We start from the raw sequence: 25,178 nt of genomic DNA on the forward strand, positions 1-25,178 counted from the left end.
GTGCTCTTCCGTGGCCTTCCGGGGCGTCCGCCTCCGGGCGTCCTCCGGCTTTCGGGGCGTCCGCCGGTTCGCCCTCCGGTTCGCCCGCCGAGGCCGGAGGCCGCTGGCGCACCCGCCGGGCGCAGGCGGCCCTGGTCCGTCATCGCCCGCGATCTTCAGGGTCTTTCTCACGTCTGGATTTCAGCTGGTTTAACGCCATTGTCAGCGGGCCAGTGCACTATCGGGGTGGGAGGTGACGCGGTGATGGCGTCCAGGCATGGTTTCGACTGTGATGTGCTGGTGATCGGTGGCGGGATCGTCGGTCTGTCGACGGCCTACGCGCTGACCCGCGCCGCACCCGGGACCAGGGTCGTCGTCCTGGAGAAGGAGCCGGGGACGGCCCGGCACCAGACCGGGCGGAACAGCGGCGTCATCCACAGCGGGATCTACTACCGGCCGGGATCGCTGAAGGCGCGGTTCGCGGTGCGCGGTGCGGCCGAGATGGTGAAGTTCTGCGCGGAGTACGGCATCGCGCACCAGGTCACCGGGAAGCTGATCGTCGCGACCGGGCGGGACGAGCTGCCACGGCTGCACGCGCTCGTCCAGCGCGGCCGGGAGAACGGCATTCCGGTACGGGAGCTGGGCCCCGCGCAGATCACGGAGTACGAGCCGCAGGTGCGCGGCCTCGCGGCGATTCAGGTCGGCACGACGGGCGTGTGCGACTTCGGGGCGGTCGCCGGGCGGCTGGCCGAGGCCGCGGACGGGGCCGGGGCCGAGATCCGCTGCGGCGAGGAGGTCACCGTGGTGGACCGGCGCCCCTGGGGAGTCGCGGTGCGCACCGCCTCCGGAACGGTGCTCAGGGCGCGGGTGCTGGTGAACTGCGCGGGACTGCACTGCGACCGGGTGGCGCGGCTGGCGGGTGACGATCCGGGCATGCGGATCGTGCCCTTCCGGGGCGAGTACTACGAGCTGGCGGACCCCTCGCTCGTACGGGGCCTGGTGTACCCCGTACCGGACCCGGCCTTCCCCTTCCTGGGCGTCCACCTCACGCGCGGCATCAACGGCGGCGTACATGTGGGGCCGAACGCGGTCCCTGCGCTGGCGCGCGAGGGGTACGACTGGTCCACGGTGCGCCCGCGCGAGCTGGCCGGCACGCTCGGCTGGCCCGGCTCGTGGCGCATCGCGCGCCGCCACTGGCGGTACGGCGCGGGCGAGCTGCACCGGTCGCTGTCGCGCGGCGCCTTCACGGCGTCGGTCCGCCGTCTCCTCCCCGCCGTGACCGAGGCCGATCTGCGGCCCGCTCCGGCGGGCGTTCGCGCCCAGGCCGTGCTCCGGGACGGGACCCTGGTGGACGACTTCCTGATCCGCGAGACGCGGCGCGTCATCCACGTCCTGAACGCGCCGTCACCCGCGGCGACGGCGTCACTGCCCATCGGCCGGGAGATCGCCGACCGGGCGAGACGCCTGCTGGCGAACGTGTAGGGGCGGAGCCGCGTCCGTGTGAGGGGCCGCGTCCGTGTCCAGGGCCGCGGCCGTGAGGGCCCGTATCCGGAGGTGCCGCGTCCGGAGTGGCCGTATCTCACCGGTGCGGGGTGCCTCCGGTGCGGGCCCCCGCCGGGGCTCCGTCCCGCGTCCCGCGCCTCAGACGCCGGCGGGGCCGCACGCGCTCGGCGCGCCGTAGAATCGATCGCACTGTGTCCACACTCCGAAACGCTCCCAGCGACCCCACCCCGCCCCTCCGCCCCCGGAGCGCCCCCCGCTTCCCCGGAGGGCCGCTCGCCGACCCCGCCGGGTCGCATCATGAGCGCCGGATCCGGAGTTTTCAGCCACGGCGGAGCCGGGTGACCGCAGGGCAGGAGGACGCCCTCCAGCGGCTCTGGCCCGTGTGGGGTTTCGACATCGACGGGCGCCGGACCATCGATCTGGAGGAGATGTTCGGCGGGCTGCCCGTCGTACTGGAGATCGGCTTCGGGATGGGCGAGGCCACCGCACGGATGGCCGCGGACGACCCCGCGACCGGCATACTCGCCGTCGATGTGCACACGCCCGGACAGGGCAATCTGCTCGGTCTCGCGGAGCGGAACGGACTGTCCAACATCCGGGTCGCCAACGGTGACGCGATCATCCTCCTCCGCGAGATGCTCGCACCCCGCTCCCTGGACGGACTCCGCGTCTACTTCCCCGACCCCTGGCCCAAGAAGCGGCACCACAAGCGGCGGCTGATCCAGCCGGAGTTCCTCACGCTCGCCGCCGAACGGATGAAGCCCGGCGCGGTCCTGCACTGCGCGACCGACTGGGAGCCGTACGCGGAACAGATGCTGGAGGTTCTCTCCGGGCATCCGGAGTTCGAGAACACCCAGGAGGACGGCGGATTCGCCCCCCGCCCCGGCTTCCGGCCGCTGACCCGCTTCGAGGGGCAGGGACTGGACAAGGGCCACAGGGTATGTGACCTGCTCTTCCGGCGTCGCGCCCAGGAACCGTCCTAACGGCTCGCCCTTGGGAACCGCCTTGGGCGCGCGCCCTGGCAGCCCGGCGACCCGATTCGGCGGGCTGTTCCAGAAACCGTCTCGGGAACGGCTCCGGCAGCCGTACGAGACGCCCTCCCGGTTCCCTCCTGGTCCCTCCCGGCGCTGCCCGTGTGGCGTGAAAAGGCCGGATGCCCAGCCGGGACGGTCTGAAGCGCTTCGGCGTGTAACCGCCGGTCACCCCCTGCGCCATCGCCAGGTGTCAGTACTCCTCGTTAGGGTCGATGGGTGTACGAGCCGTCGCCCCAGCATCAGCCGCCGCATCCGGCAGCCCAGCCGCCGCCCCGTGCGGCGGATCCGCCTGTGCTGCCCGCGCCCCCGCACCCCGTTGTTCCGGCGTTCCAGGAGCAGCCGCTCTTCGACGCCATGCCCGAGCAAGCCCGCTGGCGCTACAAGCCGCGCCGGGCCTCCCGGCTCTGGCGCAGCAAGGCGATCCGGGCCGGAGTGCTGATCACGCTCCTCGCGCTCTCCGGGCTCGTCATCCTCGCCCTCGTGCGTGAACAGACCGGTACCGAGGGCTTCCTCGTCGGTATCGGGCTCGCCACGCTTCCCGTCCCGCTGCTCGCCGCGGCGTTCCGCTGGCTGGACCGGGTCGAGCCGGGCCCCTGGCGGAACCTCGCGTTCGCCTTCGCCTGGGGCGCGTTCGCGGCGGCGCTCGTCGCGATCATCGCGAACACTTTCGCGACCCGCTGGATAGCGACCGCCACCGCCGACCCCGCGAGCGCGGACACCCTCGGCGCGACGGTCATCGCCCCGATCGTCGAGGAGAGCGCGAAGGCCGCGGCGATCATGCTGATCTTCATCTTCCGGCGGCAGGACTTCACCGGGCTCGTCGACGGCATCGTGGTCGCCGGGTTCACCGCCACCGGCTTCGCCTTCACCGAGAACATCCTCTATCTGGGCACCGCGTTCGACGAGGACCAGGCGATGGGCTCATCGGGCTTCGCCTCGGTGACGGTGGCGACCTTCTTCGTACGGATCGTCATGTCGCCGTTCGCGCATCCGCTGTTCACCGTGCTGACCGGCCTCGGCTTCGGGATCGCGGCGCTGGCGGCCCGTCGGCAGCGGATACGCCGGGTCGCGCTGCCCCTGCTCGGCCTCGCCCTGGCCATGGGCATGCACGCGCTGTGGAACGGCTCGACCTCACTCTTCGGCCCTTGGGGCTTCTATCTGGTGTACGGGGTGTTCATGGTCCCCGTCTTCGGGCTGCTCACCTGGCTGACGATCTGGTCCCGGCAGCGCGAACTGCGCACGGTCTCCACCGAACTGCCCGCCTACGCCGCCGCGGGCTGGATCGCGCCCGCCGAGCCGCCGGCGCTTTCGTCCATGAAGGCGCGCAAGGCCGCCCGGACCTTCGCCATGCAGCGGCAGGGACCGGCAGCGGCACACGCCGTGTCGGAGTACCAGCGCTTCGCGACCTCGCTGGCGTTTCTGCGCCACCGGGCGCGGCGCGGCGCGGCGGACCCGGACTTCGCCGAGCGGGAGCAGGAACTGCTGCACCACATGTGGCAGCGGAAGGACATGGCGGGCCCGGCGCTGACGTACGCGGCGCGCGCGACGGGACGGGTGTGGGCACCGCCCCCGTACCGCGACTACGAGGGGTACAACCCCTACCGCGCCTGACCTCACCGGCGACCCCGGCACCGGCCGAACGAGGGAAACGACGGAACAGCGGGAGAGCGGAACGGCAGGTCGGCAGTGCGGGGAAGACCGGCAGCCCTGACGTCGGGGGGTGAGCGCCAGAGCTGCCGGAGATCGTCGTGCACCTTCTGAGGATCGCGGAGGGCGGCTCGCGGAGCACGGGTCAAGGAGCACGGAGCGCGGGTCAAGGAGTACGGAGCGCGGCTCGCGGAGCACGAACGCCGTCCGCCTCCGGACCGCGCAGGACTCGAGGCCACGATTCCGCGTCCACGATCGTGGGGCCATGCGCCGCAGACCGCGGGCCATGCGACCGCGGGCCCCCACGGGCCGCCGCAGATGTCGGCGACCCCGTGTACCGCGTGTCAGCCCGTGTCAGATGTTGAGTCCCTTGCTCCGCAGCCACGCCGCCGGGTCGAGCGTCGAGCCGCCCGCGGTGTGGACCTCCAGGTGCAGGTGAGCGCCGGTCACATTGCCGGTCGCGCCGACGCGGCCGATCGTCTCGCCCGCGCCGACCTTCTGGCCCGCGCTCGCGGTCATCGACGACAGGTGCGCGTACCAGACCTCCGTACCGTCGTTCAGCTCCAGCACGATGCGGTAGCCGTACGATCCGGAATAGGCCGCCGACTTGATGGTGCCGCCGGCCACGGCCTTGACCGGGGTCCCGCTCGGGGCCGCGAAGTCGAGGCCGGTGTGCTGGCCCGACGACCACAGCGAACCGGACTGGCCGAAGGTGGAGGTGATGGTGTACGAGGAGGTGGGCAGCGAGAAGCTCTTCGCGAGCTTGGCGAGGCGTTCGGCCTCCGCCTTGGCCTTGGCCGCTGCCTCGGCCTTCTTCTTCTCGGCGTCCGCCTTCGCCTTGGCCGCCGCCTCGGCCTTCTTCGCAGCGGCCGCGGCCTTCTCGGCGGCTGCCCTCTCCGCCTCGGCCTTCTTCTCGGCCGCCGCCTTGGCCTGCTGCTGCTCGGCCTGCTGAAGGATCCGGGAGCGCAGGGCCTCGCCCGCGCCGTCCTTGGTGTCGCCGGCGCTCTCGGCCTCGGCCGCGCCGCCGATGGTGCCCATCGCGGCGAGCGCGGTGTTGCCGCCGTCCGCGTCCTCGGAAGGGGTCAGGCCGTCGGGCAGGTTGTCCGAGATCTGGTCGGGAAGCGAGATGGAGAGCGCGGGCTTGTTCTGCGCGGTGGCGATGCCGCCCGCGCCGACCGCCGCGATCACGCCGACGCCGAGGACCGTGGAGCTACGGGCGAATCCGCCCCGCTGCTTCATGACACGGTGCCGTCCGCGTACCGGACGGACGCTCTCCTCGGTGGGGTTCCATTCCCCGAATGACCGCTCGGCCCCCTCTTGGCTGAAAACGCCGGTGGTGGAGGGCCTCACGGACCTGACGGGCGCTTCCGGGGCAGGGCTGTTGGACGCCACTGAGGCGTACTCCTTTCCTTCCTTCTCGCCTACCGGGTTAGCTGACGGGTTCGGAGCAGGAAGGTCTCCTACGAGAGTCTCCGCAGGGTGCGAAGACGCCCGATTCACCCCAAAAGGTGGTTCCCCGGTTCCCTTGCGGGATTCGGCGCATGCGCGCGGTGCCGCCCTGACGGCGGCTGGGACGACCGCGCTGCGTTATCGAACGTTAATAGACTGGGGGGCCGGATTCCAAGCCGTTCCGGGTGATCGTTAACGCGCTCGCGCCAGACCAACCGGGACACAAGAGGCCGGAGTCGGGCGACTTGAACGTCACTTCAGCAACATCACACGCCTGACAGTTCGTCAAATTCTATGCGGAGAGCCGTCCTTCGACTACACATGGTGCTGACGGCCCGGTGAGAGAACATTCATGCGATCGTGGCCCGCCTCTCACCACCGGGCCCTCGGTCACCCTCATGGCTGTGGGACAGCCGACATCGCGCTCCGGCGTGTCAGCCGTTGTTAGCCCGGCCGGGTGACCGCCAGCAGCGCCAGATCGTCCGTCAGCCCGTTGCGCGTATGCCGTCGCACATCGTCGACCAAGTCGTCCAGCAGCTCTTCCGGTCCCGGAAAGGGCCGCCCGGTGAGGCGGGCCGCGGGGTCGTAGAAGAATCCGGCCTTGTTCCGCGCCTCGGAGAGGCCGTCCGTATAGATCAACAGCGTCGCCCCGGTCGGCAGGGGATGCGTCTCGGCCCGGTCCGGCCAGTGCCCCAGATCGCCCATGCCCAGCGGAAGCGCCGCCTCCAGCGGCGCCAGATAGTCCACCCGGCCGTCGCCGTACAGCAGCAGCGGCTCCGGGTGTCCCCGGTTCACCAGCCGCACGGCACCGCCGCCGCGCGGAATCTCGGCGAGCACGGCGGTGGCGAACCCCTCGAAGGCGTCCAGACTGCCCTGCCGCTCGGCCTCGCGGATCAGCGCCCGGTCCAGCCGCCCGGCGACCGCTTCCAGTGAACTCTCCTGCTCAGCCGCCTCCCGGAACGCCCCGATGATCACCGCCACCGCCTCGACCGCCCCCAGCCCCTTTCCCCGTACGTCCCCGACCACCAGCCGTACACCGTGCGGAGTGTCCTGTACGGCGTAGAGATCCCCCCCGACGAAAGCGTCCGCGAGCGCCGCCTCGTAACGTGCGGCGGTACGGAGCCCTCCGATCTCCGCGGAGGGGGTGGGCAGCACGGCCCGCTGGACGGTCTCGGCGATGACCCGGGCGGACGCGAGCCGCTGGCCGCTGCGCTGGACGACGCGATTGATGAGTAACGCCAGCGCGGAGACGGTGACCACCGTGCTCAGCTCGGTGTACGAGTGAGGCTGCCCCGCAGTCCCGTTGTAGACGTTCAGACTCAGCTCGGCCAACGTCACCATGATCCCCGTCAGCAGGGTGTTGAGCCACGAGAAGAAGGGTGCGGCGACCAGCGGAGCCGCCGCGAACATCGGCACGGCGGTGTAACTCGGGGGAAGTCTGAGGTCGTAGGCCACTCCCACGACGATCATCAGTACGGGCAGCATGCGGACGAAGCGGCGCGCACCGTACCCACTGCGCTGCTCTTGGTGCGCCAAGGGTGCACTCCTCCCCGGTCCGCCAGCGGCAGCGGACGGTACCGCGCCCCTCTACAGGCTCGCCGCGATGGGGCTCGGGGGCGAGCCGCCATCGGCCGAATGGGGTAACGCGGTGCGCTGCGCGGTCGGTACGCACGGTCAGTACGTGCGGTCGGTACGCGGGGTCCGCACGCGCCCGTCGGCACGTGCCGTCCGTACGCGGAGGCCCGACCGGACGTGGATACGACGGTGGCCCGGCACTCTCGCCGAGTGCCGGGCCACCGTCTTCAGTAGCGGGGACAGGATTTGAACCTGCGACCTCTGGGTTATGAGCCCAGCGAGCTACCGAGCTGCTCCACCCCGCGTCGTTGGACATAACCTTACGCCATCCGAAGCAAGATCCACTCCATTTTTCCGGCGCGGTACGGCACGAGGTCGCGGATCAGCCGGTATGACCGGAACCGGGATCAGACCGGACCGACGGCAGCGGGGCGGCGAGCCGGTGACGACGGGGTCGGGAACAGAGGAGCAGGAGCAGGATCGAGAGCAGGATCGGGGTCGGATCCCGCTCGGGTCCTGCTCGCGTCCTGCTCGCGTCCTGCTCGGGTCGGGTCGGGTCGGCTCGGGTCGGATCGGGTCACCGGGTTCAGTCGGTGAGGTGCCGCTCCCCGTACACCTTCATCGCGTCCCGGACGAAGGCCGCGGTCCCCTCCCCGTACCGGTCGTAGTTCTCACCGAAGCGCGAATCGGCGACGTACATCTCACCGAGTCCGACGAAGTGCCCCTTCGAGGGGCCACTGCCGCCGCCCGCCAGGGACTGCCACGCGTACATACGGCGGGTGATCTCCTGCGCCTCCTCGCTGTCGGCGGACCTGCCGTCCCGCAGCGCGCGGGCGTAGTCGCGGGCGATGGTGTCGTGCTCCTGGAGGTGTTCCTTCTTCTGCCGGTCGGTGAGCTGACGCCACCAGCGGTCGCTCTTCTCGTACGCGTCCCGGCCCCAGCGCTCGGTCACCTCCTGCTCGTACTGCGAGTGATCGAACCCGTCGAACACTTCCTCGGCCATGAGTTCCTCTCCTCTCTCGGTCTTGCGGAGAGTGGTCCGCACCGAGGCGATCTGCCGCCGGATGCGCTCTCGCTCCTGCTCCAGCAGCCCCAGATGGGCCCGGAGCGCGGCGGCCGTGTCGCGCTGCCCCTCCAGCACCTCGGCGATCGCGGGCAGACCGAGTCCCAGTTCCCGCAACAGCAGGATCCGTTGCAGGCGCACGAGCGCGTCCGGCCCGTAGTAGCGATAGCCGTTGGCGCCGATACGGCTGGGCTCCAGCAGTCCTACGTCGCCGTAGTGCCGCAGGGTGCGGCTCGTCGTGCCGGCGCGGCGCGCGATTTCCTGGATCGACCACTCCATGCCCTGAACGCTAAATCTTGACGTTGCGTAAAGGTCAAGCCCGGACGGCCCGCACAGCCCGTGCCCGGATCACGGCCCGCACCACGGAAGAGCGCCCGCGCGACGGGGAGTCGGCGGCGGGCGCGGGGAGCCTGCGGCGGGCGCGGGCTCAGGGCTGGAGCCGCGCCGCGCGGGCCGTCAGATAGCGCGCCTCCGGAACGCTGAGCGTGCGCCGGGCGGCGAGTCGATAGGCGGCACAAGCGCCGTCCGGGTCCCCGGCCTTCTCCAGCAGATGCGCGCGTACGGCGTCGAGCCGGTGGTGCCCCTCCAGCCGGTCCTCCAGCTTGGCCACCTCGGCGAGCCCGGCCTCGGGCCCGTACACCATCGCCACGGCGACGGCTCGCCCCAGTTCGGCCATCGGCTCCGGAGCCAGCCGTACGAGCAGGTCGTACAGCGCGAGAATCTGCGGCCAGTCGGTGGCGTCCGCGCTCTCCGCCTCGTCGTGGAGCGCCGCGACGGCCGCCTGAAGCTGATACGGGCCGGCCGGCCCCTGACGCAGGGCCTCCTCGACCAGCGCGACGCCTTCCTCGACGGCCTTGCGGTCCCAGCGGGTGCGGTCCTGTTCGTCGAGCGGGATCAGCTCGCCGTGCGGCCCGGTTCGGGCGGCGCTGCGGGCGTCGGTGAGCAACATCAGCGCGAGCAGCCCGGTGACGGAACCCTCGCGCGGCAGCAGCCGGCGTACGGAGCGGGTCAGCCGGATCGCCTCGTACGCCAGGTCGGAGCGGTGGAGGACACTGCCGGACGTGGCCGTATAGCCCTCGTTGAAGATCAGATAGAGGACCTGGAGCACGGCGGCGAGCCGCCGGTCGCGGTCCTCGGGCCCCGGCGCCCGGAACGGCACCCCTTTGATCTTCTGCTTCGCGCGGCTGATCCGCTGGGCCATCGTCGCCTCGGGCACCAGATGCGCGCGGGCGATCTCGGCGGTGGTCAGCCCGCCGACCGCGCGTAGCGTGAGCGCGATCTGCGCGGCCGGGCTGAGGTCGGGGTGACAGCAGAGGAAGAGAAGGGTGAGGGTGTCGTCCTCGGACGGCGCGCGGCTCTCGCCGGGCGGGGGCGCGGTGAACGCGTCGCGTGGCGCGAGGTTCGCGACGGTCTCCTCGCGTCGCCGCCGGGCCTCCTCGCTGCGCAGCAGGTCGGTGAGCCGCCGGGAGGCGACCTTGATCAGCCAGCCGCGCGGGTTGTCGGGGATCCCTGTGCCGGGCCACTGTTCGGCGGCGGCGAGGAGCGCTTCCTGTACGGAGTCCTCGGCGAGGTCGAAGTGACCGTACCGGCGCACGAGCGCACCGAGGACCTGCGGCGCGTGCAGGCGCAGCAGGTCCTCGATCGTGGTCGTGCGGTTCATTCAGTTGTGGATATCACACCGGACTGTCACTCACCCCGGCGATCCCGACCGGCCGGGCATCCACCGGTCAGGCATCCACCGGTCGGACATCCACCGGTCGGACGTTGACCGGTCAGGCATCGACGGGTCGGACATGGACGGGTCAGGCATCGACGGGTCAAGCGTCCTCCGGTCAGGCATCGACCGGAGGAGCGTCCTGGATGGGGATGGGCCGGATGACGATCGGGAGCGGGACGGTACCGGCGGGGCACGGGCAGGAGGCGACGCGGGCGGCGATCTCCGTCACCCGCTCCAGGCTCTCGCAGTCGAGGACCCAGTACCCGGCGAGGACCTCCTTCGTCTCGCCGTAGGGGCCGTCCGTGATCACCGGCCGCCCGTCCTTACCGGCCAGGACGTACCGGGTCTGGGCGGGCTCGCCGAGCCCTTTCGCGTCGACGAGTTCGCCGGACTCGGCGAGGTCGTTGTTGACGGCTCCCATGAACTGGAACATCGTCTGGAGGTCCTGCTCGCTCCAGGCCGGGTTGCCTTCGGAGCCCTTGCCCGACATGGCCTCGTAAGCGGCCTGGGTGCCCTGGACCATCACCAGATACTTCATGACTTCACTCCCTCGGATGCGGGGTCGCCCTCTCCCGGGCAACTCTCACAGGGGACGTCGGAACCGATGACGGGTTCTCTACACATGCCGCGAAAGAACTTCGGATTTTTTCGACGCGCGTGGGCGGGGAGGGCGCGGGGGTGGGGGACGGACGGGTCCGGCGGGGACGGACGGGGCCGGCGTGCGGGTGGGCGGGTCCGGCGTGCGGGAGGGCGTGCGGGTGGACGGACCGGACCGGTGGCCCCGGAGGCCGGGGCCGGATCCGCTACTGGACCGCGCCGGCGACCTGGGCGACGGGGTCCGTGAGCGGCGCGAGCTGGTTGGGAACCTCCATGAGCTGATTGAGCCGGTTCAGCTCGTTGAGCTGGTTCAGCCCACTCAGGGAAGTCGCGTCGGGGGCGGCCTGCCCGCTGGTGTGCCCCGCCGCGGCCGCACCGGTGACGGCCATGGCGGAGGCTCCGGCGGCGAGGGCGAAGGCGGCGAGCATGCGCTGTGTCTTGGTCATGCCGGGGACAACGGCCCCGAGGCGCGGGGGGTCACGGCCACCGGGCGCGTACCAGAACGCCCAGGAAGGGAACCGGGTATGAAGAATCGTTTCTACGGTGAACTGGCGCGCCCGGATGGCTCAGTTGTTCGGTTTGATTCCCCTCTTGAGAGTGAGACGCGCGTACTCAAGTTGACGTGATCAAGAACCTGAAGCGCACCACTCTGGCCGCGGCCTTCGTCCTCCTTCCCCTCGCCCTGACCACGCCCACGGCCTCGGCCTCGGCCCATGCGGTGCCCTCGGCTCCGGTGGTTCCGGTGGCCCCGGTCAACCCTCTGGCACCGGCGACCTCGGTGGCCCTGACAGCGCCTGCCGCTCCCGGAGCCATTACCGCGCCCGGCGACGTGCAAGCGGCTCGGGCGCCTCAGACGGCTCGGGCGGCTCGGGCGGCTGAGACCGTGCCGATCCTCATCGCGATCAGCCGTCTGTCCGTCGCCAAGGAGAGCAGGGAGGGCTACCAGCGGGACCTCTTCAAGCACTGGAACGCCGGTCTCGACCCCCGTGACGGCTGCAACACCAGAGCGGAAGTGCTCATCGCGGAGGCGGTCGAGGCCCCTGCGGTCGGAGCCAAGTGCGCGCTGACCGGGGGCTCCTGGTGGTCGTACTACGACGACCGGACCGTCACCCCCGCCACCGCGCTGGACATCGACCACATGGTCCCGCTGGCGGAAGCCTGGGACTCCGGCGCCTCCGCCTGGACCGCCTCCCGCCGCGAGGCGTACGCCAACGACCAGGGCGCACCCGCCTCCCTCGTCGCGGTGACCGCCCGCTCCAACCGCTCCAAGGCCGACCAGGACCCGGCAGAATGGCTTCCCCCGTCTCCGGACGCGCTCTGCCGCTACCTCTCGGAGTGGACCGCGACCAAACTCCGCTGGGACCTCGCGGTGGACGAGACGGAACAGGACCGGCTGTTCACCCTGGCTATCGGCTGCATCGGCGACGAGGTCACGTACGAACCGGCCCCGTAGCCTCTGAGCGGGCCCTCTCCTCGGGGGCGAGGGCCCGCCATATCCCCTGACCGCTGGCCCCTGGTTGCTGAGCGGCGACCGGCGACCGGCGGGCCTATTCGGCCACTTCCGCGACGACGACGTACAGCGTCACGGCGGCGAAGAACGGTTCCTCGGCGAGGTGGTCGAGCCACTGCCGGGAGACCTCGGCGGAGAGGTAGCCCGCCGCGACGGCCCGTTCCGTAGTGCGCTGCAGACCGAGGATGGCGTCCGCGGCCCGCACATCGCGGAAGACCGACGTCACGGGGACGACCGCCGGGACGGTGAATCCGGCGTCCGTCGCAAGCCGGGCGAGTTGCCGCCCGATGACACCGTTGCGGACGATCCGGTCGGTGATGTGCCGGGCGTACGCGCGCGGGACGTCGAGGTCCGGGTAGTCGACGGCCAGCGAGTCCCAGTCGGGCTCCCCCATGACCAACCGCCCGCCCGGCCGCAGTACGCGCCGGGCCTCCGCGAGCGCCGTGGCCGGATCCGCCACATGCTGGAGCACCCGGTCGGTCCGGGCGCGGTCGACGCTGCCGTCCGCGAGGGGCAGTCGGTGGACGTCTCCGTCCCGTACGTCGACGGCGGACAGTCCTGCCGTACGCTCGCGGGCCCGGCCGGTCATCTCCGGGCTGGAGTCGACGCCGATGACCGCGCCGGAGTCTGTGACCGCACGGGCGAGGGCTTCGAGGTCGGTCCCCGGCCCGCAGCCCAGATCGAGGACGGTCTGACCGGGCCGCGCGTCGAGCGCGTCGAACAGGACGCGCTTGTACGCACGACCGACGTCGGAAGCGGCGGTCCGGTCCAGATAACCGACCTCATCGGGAACCGCGGTCTCGAACACATGCCCGCTCACCCTGGCCATGGAGCGCGCCTCCCGTTCCAGGGCCGCCCGCCCCTGATCCGTGAGCCGGAACGGCCGCTGCCTGCCCTGCCCTTCGAGCGGCTCCACCAGATTCTTCGCCTCCAGGCGCGCGATGGCCCCGTACAGGCTTCCGGGTCCAAGACTCCGGCCGGACAGCTTCTCGATGGCGGTGTTGATGGCGTAGCCGTGCAGGGGCCCGTCGGCGAGGGCGGAGAGCACGAGCATCTGGGCGTCGTTGGTACGCATGACGCTATACTACGTGCTGCGTACTACGTGGCACGTAGTATCTCAGTATCTCTACAACTCCTCCGCGAAGGAACCTCATACGCCGTGTGGCGTTCCCCTGCGCTGCCCTCCTGCCTCCCCTCCCCAGTTCCAACGCCGGGTGGTCAGGGCCGGCCGGTGAACCGTTTCGATCAGTCCGGTCCGGCGCCTACGCGTCGTGCCCGTACGTCCCGTACTCCGGAAGACCCGTCGACTCGTAGACATGCACGGCGATTCCGCTCGGCGTCGTCTCGTTGTGCAGCAGGCGCAGGCCGGCCGGGGTACCGCCGTCCGGGAACAGGCGCCGTCCGCTGCCCACGACCACCGGGGCCATGGCGAGCCGCAGCTCGTCGATCAGACCGGCGGCCAGCAGGGACTGGCCGAGCCGGGCGCTTCCGTGGATCTGAAGCTCGCGGCCAGGCTGCCGCTTCAGCTCGGCGACTCAGACTCCGTGAAGTGCGGAAATTGATCGGTCACGCCTCGGCGCACCCTCGGACAACGCGATCCCACTACCAGCGGACGAACGGACCGATGGACCAAGGGCCGGGAGTCAGGGGAACGTTGACGATCGAGTCCTGGGGGCATGGTGCTCGGTTCGCCCCAGGATTCAGAGAGGAGCACCGCGCCACCCTCGCCGGGGTGCGATGCGGGTGATGGAGACGTTTTCGCCGCGTGCCTCTGACACCATGGAGCCGTGAGAACGAGCCATGGTCAAGTAACTGCAAAGCCGCTCTGACGTCGCAGCTCAGGAAGGGTTTTCCCCGCGCAGGCGGGGGTGTTCCGTCCTTGAGCTGATCGCCGACGGGCGTACGAACGTTTTCCCCGCGCAGGCGGGGGTGTTCCGACTCACGGTGGTCACAGGTCGTCTCCGTCCGGGTTTTCCCCGCGCAGGCGGGGGTGTTCCGCCGCTGGCCCCGCCCCGATCCGCAGGAGCACCGTTTTCCCCGCGCAGGCGGGGGTGTTCCGGGCATCTTCGTAGCGGCGGACGCGGCGAACACGTTTTCCCCGCGCAGGCGGGGGTGTTCCGGCGGTCGGCTGGGTGCCCAGGGCGACGCTGGAGTTTTCCCCGCGCAGGCGGGGGTGTTCCGGAGGAGAGGGGCAGAGATCGGGGCTCTGGTCAGTTTTCCCCGCGCAGGCGGGGGTGTTCCGACGGACCCCCGGCGGGTCCCGGTCCCGTACGGGTTTTCCCCGCGCAGGCGGGGGTGTTCCGGCGGCCTCCGTCTCACTGGCGAGGCAGGGCCTGTTTTCCCCGCGCAGGCGGGGGTGTTCCGTCCCTGAACAATCGCCGCGGAACCCCGGACCGATTGGCGGATTCCGAGGCTCCGCCGCTCAACGGGTCGCCGAGTCGCGTGCGCGCGGCAGCAGTAGCACCAGGACGAGACAGGCGACCGCCACCAGCCAGGCCGCCGGACTGCCGGGCGGGTGGAGGGGTACGGCCCACCACATGTGCGCCGTACGGCCGTCGGGGTTGGAGGCGCGGCCCAGGATGAGGTTGAGGATGAGGAACATCAGCCCCGAGGCCACCGCGACGGCCTCGTTCGCCACACGGTGCGCGATGAGCGCCAGGGCGAGCAGGAGTGTGGTGTTGCGGGCGATGTCCAACCCCACGGCCGGTACCGCCGCGTGCATGAGAACCACGGTGAGGACGACCGCGCCCCGGTCGAACAGGTGGACCGGTAGCACCGCCGTGCCCTCGGCCTGGTGAAGCCGCCGCTCCAGACAGTAGACGACAGCGGCGACGATCAGGACCGGGGTGAAGTAGGCGAGCTGGGCACTGCCCATACCACCGGTCAGGCTCGGCACCGGGACGTCGCTCGCACCCACCGTCCAGCACAGCACGACGACGAGCGCGACCGCTGAAGGAACGGCCCACCAGTGACGCACGGTGAGCGCGTAGAACTTCATGAGGCTCCCTTGGCGCAGCGTTCCTGGCGCACCGCCGCCGTGGCGAACCAATCAGCCTGTTGGTCGACCGGAAGCCGCCGGATCTTCTGGAGCGCCGCCCATTCCGGAGGCGGCATCGCCGTCCGTACGGATTCCTCGTCCACTCCGATCACCAGTGCGGCCCAGGCAGCGGCGGAAGAGCCCGGTTGCCCGCAGTCACGCACACCGGCGAGCGCGGCCGTACCGGCCACCGCCGACTCCGCCATGTCCGCCGCGAACCGCGCGGGGTCCTGAGCTCCGCGCTGTGGCGGAAGCGTCCAGTACAGCGGCCATGTGCCCGGTTCGAGCCGGGTCTTCACCGAGGCGATGCGCAACTCCTGCGGGGCGGCCACCCCTGCGTCCCTGAGCCGCTGGACCGGTGCGAGGGCATCGCGTCGAAGCTGTGGCAGGTATGACGCGTACTCCGGCGGTACGCAGAGTCTCGGTGACTGCCCAGCGCAGGTGTAGCCGACGCCGCGGGGGTTCGACGGGCGCTGGTATCCCCAGTCGCTGACCACGGCACGGCCGGCGACCAGGGTGACGGCCGCGGTGGCGCAGGCGGCCGATACCGCCCAGGGCCTTCGACGCGTCCTGGCCGCGAGCCACGCGGCGGCGGCAAGGCCGCAGGTGACGGCCCACGGGACGACGTACACCGCCGGAGTGCGCACATCGGTGACGGTCGACAGTCCGTCGATGAAGCCGCCCAGGTGCCGCACCCATGGGTTGTCCGTGGCGTGCGGCAGGGACAGCCAGGCCCAGCAGCCGATGCCCGCGGCGGGAGCCGCGATGCTCCTGGGCAGAGCCTGCCCGAGGCACCGGCCGATGACCAGCCAGCCGCAGGAGAGCACCACCAGGTGCGCCACGGCCAGCCATCCGCCGCCCGTCGGTAAAACGCCCACGGATCGGCGGGCCATCACGAGCGACCCGACGACGAGAACGAGCAGCAGCATCAGTACGGGCGCGGACGACCACAGGAACCGCCGGAACGCGTTGCGGCGGGCGGTCCGGCCCCATGCGTCGAGCACGCGGTGACGGCCGGCCTCCCAGGCGGCGGCTCCGGCCACTGCCGGGGCGACGGCGGCAATGCCGTAGGCGGCGAGTTCCCCAGAGTGAATCCCGTATTCCGTTGGTACGGGATACGCGGCGTCGTCGATGTAGAGAACCGCGTAGAACAGGATCGGAAGTACCAGCCAGGGCGCTGAGGAGGCACGGAGATTCGCCCAGGTGATCACTCGGCCGCCTCCAGGAGCGACGCGTAGGCGCTCTCCAGCCGCCGGCCCGGAACGCTGTCCGGGGCCGCCCGGTTCGCGAAGTCCCCGACCGAGCCCCGGTACCTCGGCCGTCCCGATTCGAGTACCACGACCTCGTCGAAGGCTTCGTCGAGATCGCCGATGTCATGCGTGGAGACGATCACATGGACCTTGCCGCGCAGCGAGATCAGCAAGTCGAGAAAACGCCGTCGCTGATGCGGGTCGAGCCCCACGGTCGGTTCGTCGAGCAGCAGCACCTCGGCGTCGTGAACCAGTGCCTGCGCGATGGCGACCCGCTGCTGCTGACCACCGGAAAGGGTTCTGATCCTGCTGTCGGTCTTCTCCGTGAGCCCGACCCTTTCGAGCGCCTCCGGCGCCGCCCGCCAGGCGTCCCGTTCCCGCAGCCCTTTGAGCCAGCCCACATAGGCCACATGCTCCCGGCACGTAAGCCCGGGAAGGAACCCGGAACGCTGCGGCAGCCAGGAGACCTTGCTCCGGTAGGTCCCGGCGTGCCTGCGAACGGCCGGGTCGAGCCTGCCGTACCGGATACGCCCCGCCTGCAAGGTCAGAGAACTGGCGCCGAGGGCCAACAGAGTGCTCTTGCCCGCGCCATTGGGACCGAGAAGGACGGTGTGGCCGGGCGAGAACGCCAGATCGAGCCGGTCGAGGACCACCCGGGCCCTACGGCCGTATCGGAAGGTGCAGGACTCGTACAGCAGGGGCATGTGAAGGACCTCGCGCGCTGGGGTCGGGACCCCTTCCCGGCGGGTGCTCATCCGGCACGGAGCGCCCGCCGAGAAAGGGGCGGGCTTCAGTACGTCACGGTCAGCGAGTTGACCGACACCCACAGGCTGACGGCGCCGTAGTTCACCGCGAAGTAGTAGTCACCTGAACCGTGGTTGGACCAGTTCCCGGAAGACGTGGACGTACTGCTGACAAAGCAGTTGGTGAAATTGGCGGTCGAGTACTGCGGGTCGGGGCCGAAAGTGTCCTTGCGGAGAGTGACATTGACGCCGCTATTGCTGCCGCTGTCCTCGCAGCCCGTGAACTTGATGTTGGTGGCACCGCCGGTGTCATACCAGCGACGGGATTCAAAGCCGGGACCGGCATTCACCAGATAGCTGGACCAGCTCGCTGCCTGAGCCGGTGAAATGAGGAGGCCCAGAGCCATGGCAGCACCCGTCACCACCACGGTTGTGCAACGTCTGGACTCACGCAGAGATAACAAGCGAGTTGATCTCATACACGCCTCCCGGAATAGCGGAATTGAACGACTCGAAAGGACACTCTTGACCAATCCCTGGCCAGAAAACAGAGAAAATCCGGCCGTCCCTGCGCAGGGCCGGTAGCGGAGTCCACTGCCCCATCGTGCGGCGGGTCCAGCCCCGCAAGCCGCGCCACCCGGGCGGCGGCATCGGCGGGGCGTGAGCACGGTCGAGCAGCAGAACCGGGTGCGGTTTTCCCCGCGCAGGCAGGGGTGTTCGCGTCCCGCCGGAGGGCCGGCACCTGCCCGGTCAGCCGTCTTCGGTCCTGAGGAGCAGCAGGTCGAACTCGGGCCCGTCGGGGGTGTTGCGGTACGGGCCCGCGTACTCGTATCCAAGTCGGGCGTACAGGTCGTGGCCGCGCCGGTTGGACGGCAGTGCGAGCAGGGACGACCAGCGCGGGGCGATGGCCTTGAGCAGTTCGCCGTGTATCCGGGAGCCGATGCCCTGGGACTGCCATGGTGGCCGGACTGCCAGCTCGCACAGGCCCATCAGCCGTTCGGTGCGCGCCCCTTCGGGCACGTGGTCGACCAGGCCGGGGCCGAACCAGTAGTCGGCCGAGCAGGGGAAGGCGTAGCCGAAGCCGACGGCCGTCCCGCCCGCGTAGGCGACGACCAGGGTGAACCCCTGGCGCTTGAGGTGCCCGGTGATCTGGCGGTGGAGCGCGGGAACGGACAGGCCCTCGGTCTCGGCATCGGGGTTGCCGACCAGCTCGGGGTGCGCGTCCGCCCAGATGTCGGCGACGACGTCGAGCATCCGCGGGACGTCGCCCGGTCCGTAGGTGCGGATCACCATGTCGGCGCTGGTGGCCACCGATTCCTCCTCAGCTGATGCCGGTGGTGGTGCGGTACTCCTCCAGCCGGTCGGCGACCGCAGGGACGGCGGCGTGCCGTCGCACGTCCCGGCTCAGGAGCCCTCGCCCATGGCGGAGCGCAGCCAGTCGAGCGGCCCCTGCGCGAGGAGTTCGTCGGCGAGCCGCTGGGCGGTTTCGGTCGTCAGGCGGGCGCGGCTGTTGTCGATCCACCGCTGTGCGCTCTCGTACCCCTGTGCCCGGTACTCGATCCCCTGAAGCATGCACTCCAGCTTGTCGGCGTCACGGGCACAGATGGCCTCGGCTGTCTCCTTCGCCTCGTACTCCGCGACCAGCTCGCGCACCGTCGACGCGAGCGCCTCAGGCATCCCGGCCGTCTGGTCGGCTGTCACGGCGAGCGGATCAGCGCCGGTCGTGTACTTCTTGCCGAGGTGGTTCACGTCCCCGGTGCGGGTCTCCTGCGAGTCGTGCCACACCGCGAGGAACGCCGCGCGCGCCGGGTCCGCACCTTCGAGCTTCGCAATGACGGACGCGATCAGAGATGTGCGCCACGCGTGCTCGGCAACACTCTCGGGATCCCGGATGCCAGCCATCCACCAGCCGCTCCGGCGGGTGTTTTTCAGTGTGCCCGCCTCGTACAGGAAGTGCGCCACAGCGGACAGGCCGTCAGCCACGGTCCGTCTCCTCTCACGCCTCGGCGAGGCGGATCGCGTATCGGAAGCCTTCCAGCTCACGGCGCGCCCGCGCCAACAGCTCTGGGCTATCCAACATCACCGGCAGGCGATCGCGTGCTGTCCGGCGCGTGAGAGCGGCCAGCCTCCGCGTCGCGTGCTGACAGAGCTCGCGGATCTCGGTCGCGACCCGTTGCGAGTACGAGGCGGGCACGCTGAACAGCGACTCGCAGCAGGCTGCAGCCTGACGTCCAGCCCCGTGGGCGCGGCCCGCGGCCGCTCACGCAACCCAGCGCCGGCCGGTGGGCGGGTGGCCCGTGCTCAGTCGTTGACCGGCTCGGCTCCGTGCGCCGCCGCGATCGCGTCGATACGGCGCGCGAGATCGAAGTCCGCCGCGGTGAGCCGGTGGCCCGCATCGTGGGTGGTGATCCCGAACCGCACGCGGTCCCATCGCAGATCGATATCCGCATGGTGGCCGATCAGCCGCAAATCGGGTGAACACACAGAGGATCTACCGGAAGATGCCTACGTGAGCACCCAAGATGAACCCACCGTTGTCCTAATCACGATGGACCGAGAGACGGCGTCCATCGTCTTGTCGCGCTCCGACGGCAAGGAGGCACGGTTCCCCATGAGCTCTTCGCCGTTCGAGACCAGCAGCGCGCTAGCGAGACTGCATGTCGCATTCCCTCCCAAGGTGCTGCTGGCCAGCACGCTCTCGGGTGACGACATCCTATTTGAACTACCACAGCACGACGCCTCACAGGATCAGTTGGCTGGGCGCCTCGTCGTGTACCTCGATCAGAATAAGTGGAGCGAGATCGGAAATGCGTTTCACGCACCCTCAAAGGTTGGCGAAGAAAGTCGTAAGGCCGCCGAAAAGCTGGCCCAGTGGGTGACTGAGGGACGCATCATCCTGCCTGCATCTGCTGGCCATCACAACGAAACTACAAAGCGGTTCGATACTGAAAAACGATACAAGCTCGGCCTGACGGTTCTGCAGTGCAGTCGCGGCTGGCAGATGCGGCACCCTCTTCAGGTACGAAGCAACGAGCTCTACGACAACTTCTGCCGCCGTTCTGGCCAGCCTGCGAAGGCCCGCTCAGCCCCGGTGTTCACCCTGGCCCCGGATGCCTTGCACTCAACTGCCGAGCGCGGTATGCAGCACTATTCGGCGCCAGCGGACTTCGATCCAGCCCAATCGTTCGTGACCGAGGCCTTGGTCGCGGCCACTGTTTCGATCGACGTAATGCTGGACACAGAACGAATCGGTCCAGGCCCAGAGACGGGCTGGGTCGAGGCAAATCAACGCTTCAGCGACTGGCTCGACGAGCAAGACCTCGACTCTCAGCAGAAGCGTAAATCCATTGACGCCTTCTTCCTGTCCGACGTCAGTAAGGAAATAGCCAAGGAGGCTTATGCCGCAACCCTCACCGTTGAGGATTGCGGCCACTGGTTCCGGAAAGAAGCAACTAGCGATATCCGCACCCTTCCGGCTCTTGGCCTCTTCCGCGAGATGATGCACAGTCGCCACCTGAACAAAGGAACAAAGTGGCGAATAAATGATCTTACGGACATGTTCTACTTGTCCTGCGCAGCGGGCTACGCCGACTTCGTCGTGTGCGAACGGCACATGCGTGATCCCCTGGCTCACGGCCTAAAGCGCTTGGGGCTGAAGACTCCGGTCTACCGCCACCTTGCCGACGCCGTGGAGGCCATCGAAGAGGCACTAGCAGGCCCGTAGTCGGCTTGCCGAGACACCCACATCACGGGGGGCGCCTGTCAGCGCTACCTACCGCTGGCAGGCCCCCGCAAGAATGCATCGTTAGCGCCTGCCGCCGGGACGCCCGCTCACGCACGAGCCCCCCAACACCGAAGCGCCCCACCTGGCCTCAGCCGGATGGGGCGCTTCTTCGCAGGTCACGGGCTTGCACCCGGCCCCGCGCGGTAGGCCGTGTGGGACTCGAACCCACAACCAACGGATTAAAAGTCCGCTGCTCTGCCAATTGAGCTAACGGCCCTCGGCGAAGTACCCCCTGAGCATAGCCGGACCGGACCCCTGAACCGATCGGGTATCCGGGTCGCGGTGTGGTGAAGTCCGTCGGCGGTGGTGGGGCGGGGGTGCGCTGGCGGTCCGGAAGCGCGTCTGTGGCCGTTCCGCGGCCCGGAACGGGGCGGCTCCCGGCCGGTGTGACTTTCGCCGGCGGAATGGAGACGGACGCGGGGTTCTACGGGCGGGCGGTCGCCCGGTCATGGGAGCACCGCCGCCCCACAGGTCACCGGCCCGCGCCCGCGGGCCGGTGACCGCGCGTCGCGTCAGTGCAGCGTCGTGTAGCGCTGCCAGCCCGTGCCCACCTGGACAGTCGCGCGGAACGATCCCTTTCCGGTGCCCATGTTCCCGAAGAGCCTGCCCTTCGTGTCACGGGAGAGAAGGTCGTACTTGCCGTCCGCGTTGAGGTCGACCATGCCGACGAACGCGTTCCGGCCGACGCCCCAGTCCTTGAACACCAGTGCGCGGGGCGCGAAGCCGCCCTTGCCATTGCCGTTGTAGCGCCACAGCTCGCCCCCGGCGTCCCTGACCAGGAGATCGCCGTGGCGGTCGCCGTTCAGGTCACCCGCGCCGATCAGCGTGAGGCCCTTCCAGTTGCCGGAGAACTTCACGCCCGGCTTCAAGGTGCCCGAGCCCTTGTCCGCGTACATGTAGAGAAGGCCCGTGGACTTCTGGCGGGCGAGGAGGTCTGGGCGGCCGTCGCCGGTGAGGTCGCCGGGCGTCAGAACGGTGTCGAAGGTGCCGAATCCGGCGCCGATCTTCAGCTTCAGGGAGGTGGGACCGGGCACGCCGGCGCAGTTTCCGCTGTACCGGTTCAGGTCGCCCGTGTCCGTACGGACGACGATGTCGTTGCAGCCGTCACCTGTCATGTCGCCCATGGGTACGACGGCGTTGATGCCAGTCCAGCCTCGCGAGACGGTCGTGGAAAGGCCCGAACTCCAGTCCCGGGTCAGCTGCTCGTGCGCGATGAGGTCCTTGCCCGATCTGGTCAGAACCTCCGGGACGCCGTCGCCGTCGTGATCACGCGGGCCGTCGAGACCGCCCGAGATCGCGACCTTGCCGGTCCATACCTGCTTCAGTCCGTTGCCGTCACCGCCGTCGGCGCCGAGTGTCACGGTGTAGCCGCCGCCGCGCACCTTCTTCCCGGAGTCGTTCCTGCCGTCCCAGCTCGCCGTGATCTTCGCGCCCGTGCGTTCCGTGGACGAAATCGTCCGTACAGTACGGCCTTTCGCATCCTGGACGACGACGCGCCACCCGGCCGGCGGACGGCTCAGCTGGAAGGCGCCGTCCCAGGTGGACTCCTCCCCCGTACGGTGGAGAGCCGCCGTGGAATCCGCCTCCGCCTCGATGACACCCACCGGGCTCCTCGGCACGGTCACCGGCCTGATCCGGACCGCCTGGTCGGCATCGGTGAACGCGACATGGCCGCCGAACTTGTCCACGGCCCACTTCCCGTTCGCGGGCAGCTCGGCGAACTCGGTCGTCGTCGCCGTGCCGCTGCCCGTGTGGAAGTCGCTCAGCAGCAGCTTCCCGCCGTCCTGGCGTACGACGAAGCCGTCGCCGAGGCGCGCCGCCCCGGCCGCCGGAAGAGGGGTGCTGATACGGGTCTTCTGGTCCCACACACCCGACTTGGCCGTCTGACCGCTACCGCAGCTCCAGTAGACCCAGCGTCCGACGGCCTGGAGGTCGTTCGGCACACAACCCGAGCCGAGGGCCAGGTCCGGCGAGGACTTCCGGGACTTGAGGTCGTACGAGACCACGCTGCCGGTGGTCTTGCCCGGGGTCCACAGGGTGGAGCCCCAGACGGTCGCGGCGGTCACCGGGCGGGTGAGCACGACGTTGTCGCCGTTGTACACCTCCAGATCGCCGATCCGCTGCCTGCCGTCCCGGCCATTGATCACGGAGTAGCGGCCGGTCGCGTCCACGAGCCTCGCCGTGCCGGGCACATGGACGAAGCTGAAGCTGCTGAGGGTGATCGGGACATGGATGCCGTTGACAGCCGGGTAGGCGGAACGGCCGTCACCGATGGCGTGCAGGTCACTGGGTGTGTCGTTGACCAGGCGGGACCGGTGCTCGCGCTTCCCGATGGACAGGGTTCCCGAGCCGGTCACTTCGTGGTCGTACATGGACACCAGCGGCGATTCCTCGGCGAGTGCGATGTAGCTGAGCTTTCCGGCACCGAGTGCGAGGGCGTCCACCTTCGACTTCACGGGCGGCAGCGCACGGACCGTGGTGAGTTCCGGGGTTCCGCCGGGGGCCGCGGTAACCCGCCGCACCGCCCAGTCCTTGAGGCCGCTGCCGGCGGTCACCAGCACGCTGCCGTCGGGCGCGACGGCGAAGTGGGGGCTGGAGTAGCGCGCCAGCTCGCGCGTCTGGCCGCCGCCGATCGGCGTGGCGTAGAGCCGTACGCCGGGAAGGGACGGATCGCCCGTGTTGGACCGGGTGTACAGGATCCAGTCGCCGACAACGGAGTACTCGATGATGAAGCCCTCGCCGGCGGCCCGCTTCGGCACCTCCGTGACAACCGGCAGCGCCTCGGGGTTGCTCCGTTCCAGGGTGGTGAACCTGTCCTCGTACGCCTGGAAATTCAGCAGATGACGCTCGGCTACGACTCTGAGGTCGTCGAGCGCCTTGTGGACAGGGGTCACACGTCCGGTCTCGTAGTCGAGGTCATACGGAACAGCCCAGAATTCGTCGGTATCCCCGATCCGCAGGATCGCGCCCCGGGCGTCCTGCTCCCTCGGGTAGACGATTGCCTGCCGCTGCCCTTCTGGCAGTCCGGTGATCGGCTGCTCGTCGATCGTCCCGTCGGCGGTGCGCCGCAGCACGCTCGCTGAGCCGACGGTGCCGTCCTGCTTTTCCTGGTAGACGATGACCGAGTCAGCGGTGTACCCCTCGGTCCACACGTACCCCTGGGGCACGTTCACCGTGGTGACCGAACCGTCGGACAGATCGGTGATGCGGACGTCGTACGACCCGTCGGGCTTCAGCTCGTAGTCCGACTCGGCTCTGAGTCCCGAGTGCCCCAGTTCGTCGGCGATGACGGGAGCCACAACGCGGCTCTGCCCCGTCGCGTAGTCCGTCCAGTACTTGAGGCGTTTGCCGTTCTCGACCCGGGTGCTCAGATAGCCGGTGGCCCCGGCCTCGACCGGTTCCTCGATCGTCATCGTCGGCAGGAAGAAGGGTGGCAGCACGGCGTCCTGGTCCCCCGCGCCGGGACCCGGTGCGTCCGCCGCGACCGCCGCCGGAGCGGTGACGGTGCACAGCCCGCCGCCGACGGCGATCACGACCGCCGTGGCGGCCGCGCGTCTCAGAGCGGTACGCCTCAGAGCAGTACGTCGGAGAGCAGCGCGTCTGAGAGCAGTACGTCTGAGAAAGGAGCGATGTTGCACTGAAGGTCCTCCCCAAGTGCCCCGTCGGGCACGAAAAGTCGTTGTCCCACCAGGTGGCGGGAAGGCCGCACTCGGACGACCGGTGCCGCGTCACGTGCCGTGTCGGCGCCGCGGCGTGAACGAGTTGGCGGCCGGACCGGCGACGGGGACACGTGTCATCAATTCCGGAGCGCCGGAGACGACGGTGTTTCACCGTTGCCCGGAGATACCCCACCCTGACCGGCACTTGCTCTGCCCCACCTCAAGCACCGGATGGTAACAGCGACCTCATCAGTAGCAACAGCACTTTCACACACCGAATTGAACGCGTTCAACGCGGCGGGCCCGCACCTCGCATGGAGGTACGGGCCCTGACGGCGTGCCGGTGACGGTGCCGGTGCGACGGATCGTCAGCCGTTGCGCTTCCAGCGCGGCTTGTCGTCGCGGCGGCCGAAGGTGCCGGTGTTCGTGCCGGTGCTCCGGTGGTCGTCGCGACGGCCGTGGGGGCGGTCCGACGAGCCCGCGCGGTAGCCGCCCGAGGGGCGGTCGTCGCGGCGGTCGCGGTTGAACGGGCGGTCGCTGCCCCGGTGGCCGGTGGTGGGGCGGTCGTCGCGGCGGAAGCCGCCGGACGGGCGGTCGTCACGACGGTCATCACGACGGAAACCACCGCCCC

General features: G+C 69.9%; 19 protein-coding genes, 2 tRNA genes, 4 pseudogenes, 1 CRISPR repeat array and 1 riboswitch. Of the genes and pseudogenes, 5 read left to right on the plus strand and 20 right to left on the minus strand.

Annotation, left to right across the window (positions count from 1 at the left end):
- Positions 1-243: 243 nt before the first annotated feature.
- The 3 genes from lhgO to ACWEFL_RS25045 all read left to right on the plus strand — a co-directional run bounded on the left by lhgO (position 244) and on the right by ACWEFL_RS25045 (position 4,127).
- On the plus strand, positions 244-1,461 hold the full coding sequence (gene lhgO, locus ACWEFL_RS25035; RefSeq protein ID WP_451716587.1) for an L-2-hydroxyglutarate oxidase: 1,218 nt from the start codon (positions 244-246) through the stop codon (positions 1,459-1,461).
- Positions 1,462-1,673: 212 nt separating this feature from the next.
- Positions 1,674-2,465, plus strand: coding sequence for a tRNA (guanosine(46)-N7)-methyltransferase TrmB (gene trmB / locus ACWEFL_RS25040; protein WP_451716589.1), 792 nt, complete (start codon positions 1,674-1,676; stop codon positions 2,463-2,465).
- 405 nt (positions 2,466-2,870) lie between these two features.
- Positions 2,871-4,127, plus strand: coding sequence for a PrsW family intramembrane metalloprotease (locus tag ACWEFL_RS25045; RefSeq protein WP_451716738.1), 1,257 nt, complete (start codon positions 2,871-2,873; stop codon positions 4,125-4,127).
- 390 nt (positions 4,128-4,517) lie between these two features.
- On the opposite strand, the gene ACWEFL_RS25050 is transcribed toward ACWEFL_RS25045, so the two are convergent.
- From ACWEFL_RS25050 to ACWEFL_RS25080, 7 genes are all read right to left on the minus strand, one after another.
- The gene (locus ACWEFL_RS25050) at positions 4,518-5,555 is read right to left on the minus strand and encodes a M23 family metallopeptidase (protein WP_451716590.1); all 1,038 of its coding nucleotides are present in this window, start codon (positions 5,553-5,555) and stop codon (positions 4,518-4,520) included.
- Between the two features lie 11 nt (positions 5,556-5,566).
- Positions 5,567-5,713, minus strand: a riboswitch (cyclic di-AMP (ydaO/yuaA leader).
- A gap of 343 nt (positions 5,714-6,056) precedes the next feature.
- On the minus strand, positions 6,057-7,148 hold the full coding sequence (locus tag ACWEFL_RS25055) for a PP2C family protein-serine/threonine phosphatase (RefSeq protein ID WP_451716592.1): 1,092 nt from the start codon (positions 7,146-7,148) through the stop codon (positions 6,057-6,059).
- Positions 7,149-7,418: 270 nt separating this feature from the next.
- Positions 7,419-7,492 (minus strand) — tRNA-Met (locus ACWEFL_RS25060).
- Between the two features lie 281 nt (positions 7,493-7,773).
- Positions 7,774-8,529: a MerR family transcriptional regulator gene (locus ACWEFL_RS25065; protein ID WP_451716593.1), complete on the minus strand. Its 756-nt coding sequence runs from the start codon at positions 8,527-8,529 to the stop codon at positions 7,774-7,776.
- Positions 8,530-8,677: 148 nt separating this feature from the next.
- Entirely contained in the window at positions 8,678-9,910 is a 1,233-nt protein-coding gene (locus ACWEFL_RS25070; RefSeq protein ID WP_451716595.1) for an RNA polymerase sigma factor, read from the minus strand.
- Positions 9,911-10,082: 172 nt separating this feature from the next.
- A complete protein-coding gene (locus tag ACWEFL_RS25075; RefSeq protein ID WP_451716597.1) occupies positions 10,083-10,505 on the minus strand; it encodes a YciI family protein in 423 nt (140 codons plus the stop codon).
- 265 nt (positions 10,506-10,770) lie between these two features.
- Positions 10,771-11,010, minus strand: coding sequence for a hypothetical protein (locus ACWEFL_RS25080; protein WP_451716598.1), 240 nt, complete (start codon positions 11,008-11,010; stop codon positions 10,771-10,773).
- Between the two features lie 365 nt (positions 11,011-11,375).
- Here ACWEFL_RS25080 and ACWEFL_RS25085 point away from each other — a divergent pair, with 365 nt between their 5' ends.
- Positions 11,376-12,017: an HNH endonuclease family protein gene (locus tag ACWEFL_RS25085; protein WP_451716740.1), complete on the plus strand. Its 642-nt coding sequence runs from the start codon at positions 11,376-11,378 to the stop codon at positions 12,015-12,017.
- 94 nt (positions 12,018-12,111) lie between these two features.
- On the opposite strand, the gene ACWEFL_RS25090 is transcribed toward ACWEFL_RS25085, so the two are convergent.
- From ACWEFL_RS25090 to ACWEFL_RS25135, 10 genes and pseudogenes are all read right to left on the minus strand, one after another.
- Positions 12,112-13,149, minus strand: a complete 1,038-nt coding sequence (locus tag ACWEFL_RS25090; protein ID WP_451716599.1) for a methyltransferase domain-containing protein — start codon at positions 13,147-13,149, stop codon at positions 12,112-12,114.
- A 187-nt stretch (positions 13,150-13,336) separates the two neighbouring features.
- Positions 13,337-13,609: pseudogene (locus ACWEFL_RS25095) on the minus strand (dihydrofolate reductase family protein); the annotation flags it as partial.
- Positions 13,610-13,921: 312 nt separating this feature from the next.
- Positions 13,922-14,438: direct repeats of the CRISPR family, unit length 29 nt; unit sequence GTTTTCCCCGCGCAGGCGGGGGTGTTCCG.
- Positions 14,439-14,496: 58 nt separating this feature from the next.
- A complete protein-coding gene (locus ACWEFL_RS25100) occupies positions 14,497-15,072 on the minus strand; it encodes a hypothetical protein (protein ID WP_451716600.1) in 576 nt (191 codons plus the stop codon).
- Complete coding sequence (locus ACWEFL_RS25105) at positions 15,069-16,322, minus strand: DUF7224 domain-containing protein (RefSeq protein ID WP_451716602.1); 1,254 nt, start codon at positions 16,320-16,322, stop codon at positions 15,069-15,071. Before ACWEFL_RS25105 ends, ACWEFL_RS25100 begins: the two co-directional genes overlap by 4 nt.
- The gene (locus tag ACWEFL_RS25110; RefSeq protein ID WP_451716604.1) at positions 16,319-17,065 is read right to left on the minus strand and encodes an ABC transporter ATP-binding protein; all 747 of its coding nucleotides are present in this window, start codon (positions 17,063-17,065) and stop codon (positions 16,319-16,321) included. The genes ACWEFL_RS25105 and ACWEFL_RS25110 overlap by 4 nt, the downstream gene beginning before the upstream one ends.
- A gap of 86 nt (positions 17,066-17,151) precedes the next feature.
- Entirely contained in the window at positions 17,152-17,511 is a 360-nt protein-coding gene (locus ACWEFL_RS25115; protein ID WP_451716606.1) for a hypothetical protein, read from the minus strand.
- 343 nt (positions 17,512-17,854) lie between these two features.
- Positions 17,855-18,415: an N-acetyltransferase family protein gene (locus ACWEFL_RS25120; protein WP_451716607.1), complete on the minus strand. Its 561-nt coding sequence runs from the start codon at positions 18,413-18,415 to the stop codon at positions 17,855-17,857.
- A gap of 93 nt (positions 18,416-18,508) precedes the next feature.
- On the minus strand, positions 18,509-19,087 hold the full coding sequence (locus ACWEFL_RS25125; RefSeq protein WP_451716609.1) for an HD domain-containing protein: 579 nt from the start codon (positions 19,085-19,087) through the stop codon (positions 18,509-18,511).
- Positions 19,088-19,100: 13 nt separating this feature from the next.
- Positions 19,101-19,202: pseudogene (locus ACWEFL_RS25130) on the minus strand (transcriptional regulator); the annotation flags it as partial.
- Positions 19,203-19,405: 203 nt separating this feature from the next.
- Positions 19,406-19,570: pseudogene (locus ACWEFL_RS25135) on the minus strand (4a-hydroxytetrahydrobiopterin dehydratase); the annotation flags it as partial.
- 43 nt (positions 19,571-19,613) lie between these two features.
- On the opposite strand from ACWEFL_RS25135, the gene ACWEFL_RS25140 reads away from it, so the two are divergent.
- Positions 19,614-20,828 carry a hypothetical protein gene (locus tag ACWEFL_RS25140; protein ID WP_451716610.1) on the plus strand — a complete coding sequence of 405 codons (1,215 nt, stop codon included), beginning with the start codon at positions 19,614-19,616 and terminating at the stop codon, positions 20,826-20,828.
- A 204-nt stretch (positions 20,829-21,032) separates the two neighbouring features.
- Here the strand turns inward: ACWEFL_RS25140 and ACWEFL_RS25145 are convergent.
- The 3 genes and pseudogenes from ACWEFL_RS25145 to ACWEFL_RS25155 form a co-directional block, all read right to left on the minus strand.
- Positions 21,033-21,105, minus strand: a tRNA-Lys gene (locus ACWEFL_RS25145).
- Between the two features lie 295 nt (positions 21,106-21,400).
- Positions 21,401-24,421, minus strand: coding sequence for an FG-GAP-like repeat-containing protein (locus tag ACWEFL_RS25150; protein WP_451716611.1), 3,021 nt, complete (start codon positions 24,419-24,421; stop codon positions 21,401-21,403).
- A gap of 494 nt (positions 24,422-24,915) precedes the next feature.
- Positions 24,916-25,178: pseudogene (locus tag ACWEFL_RS25155) on the minus strand (DEAD/DEAH box helicase); the annotation flags it as partial.

The sequence above is a fragment of the Streptomyces sp. NPDC004838 genome, assembly GCF_053600955.1.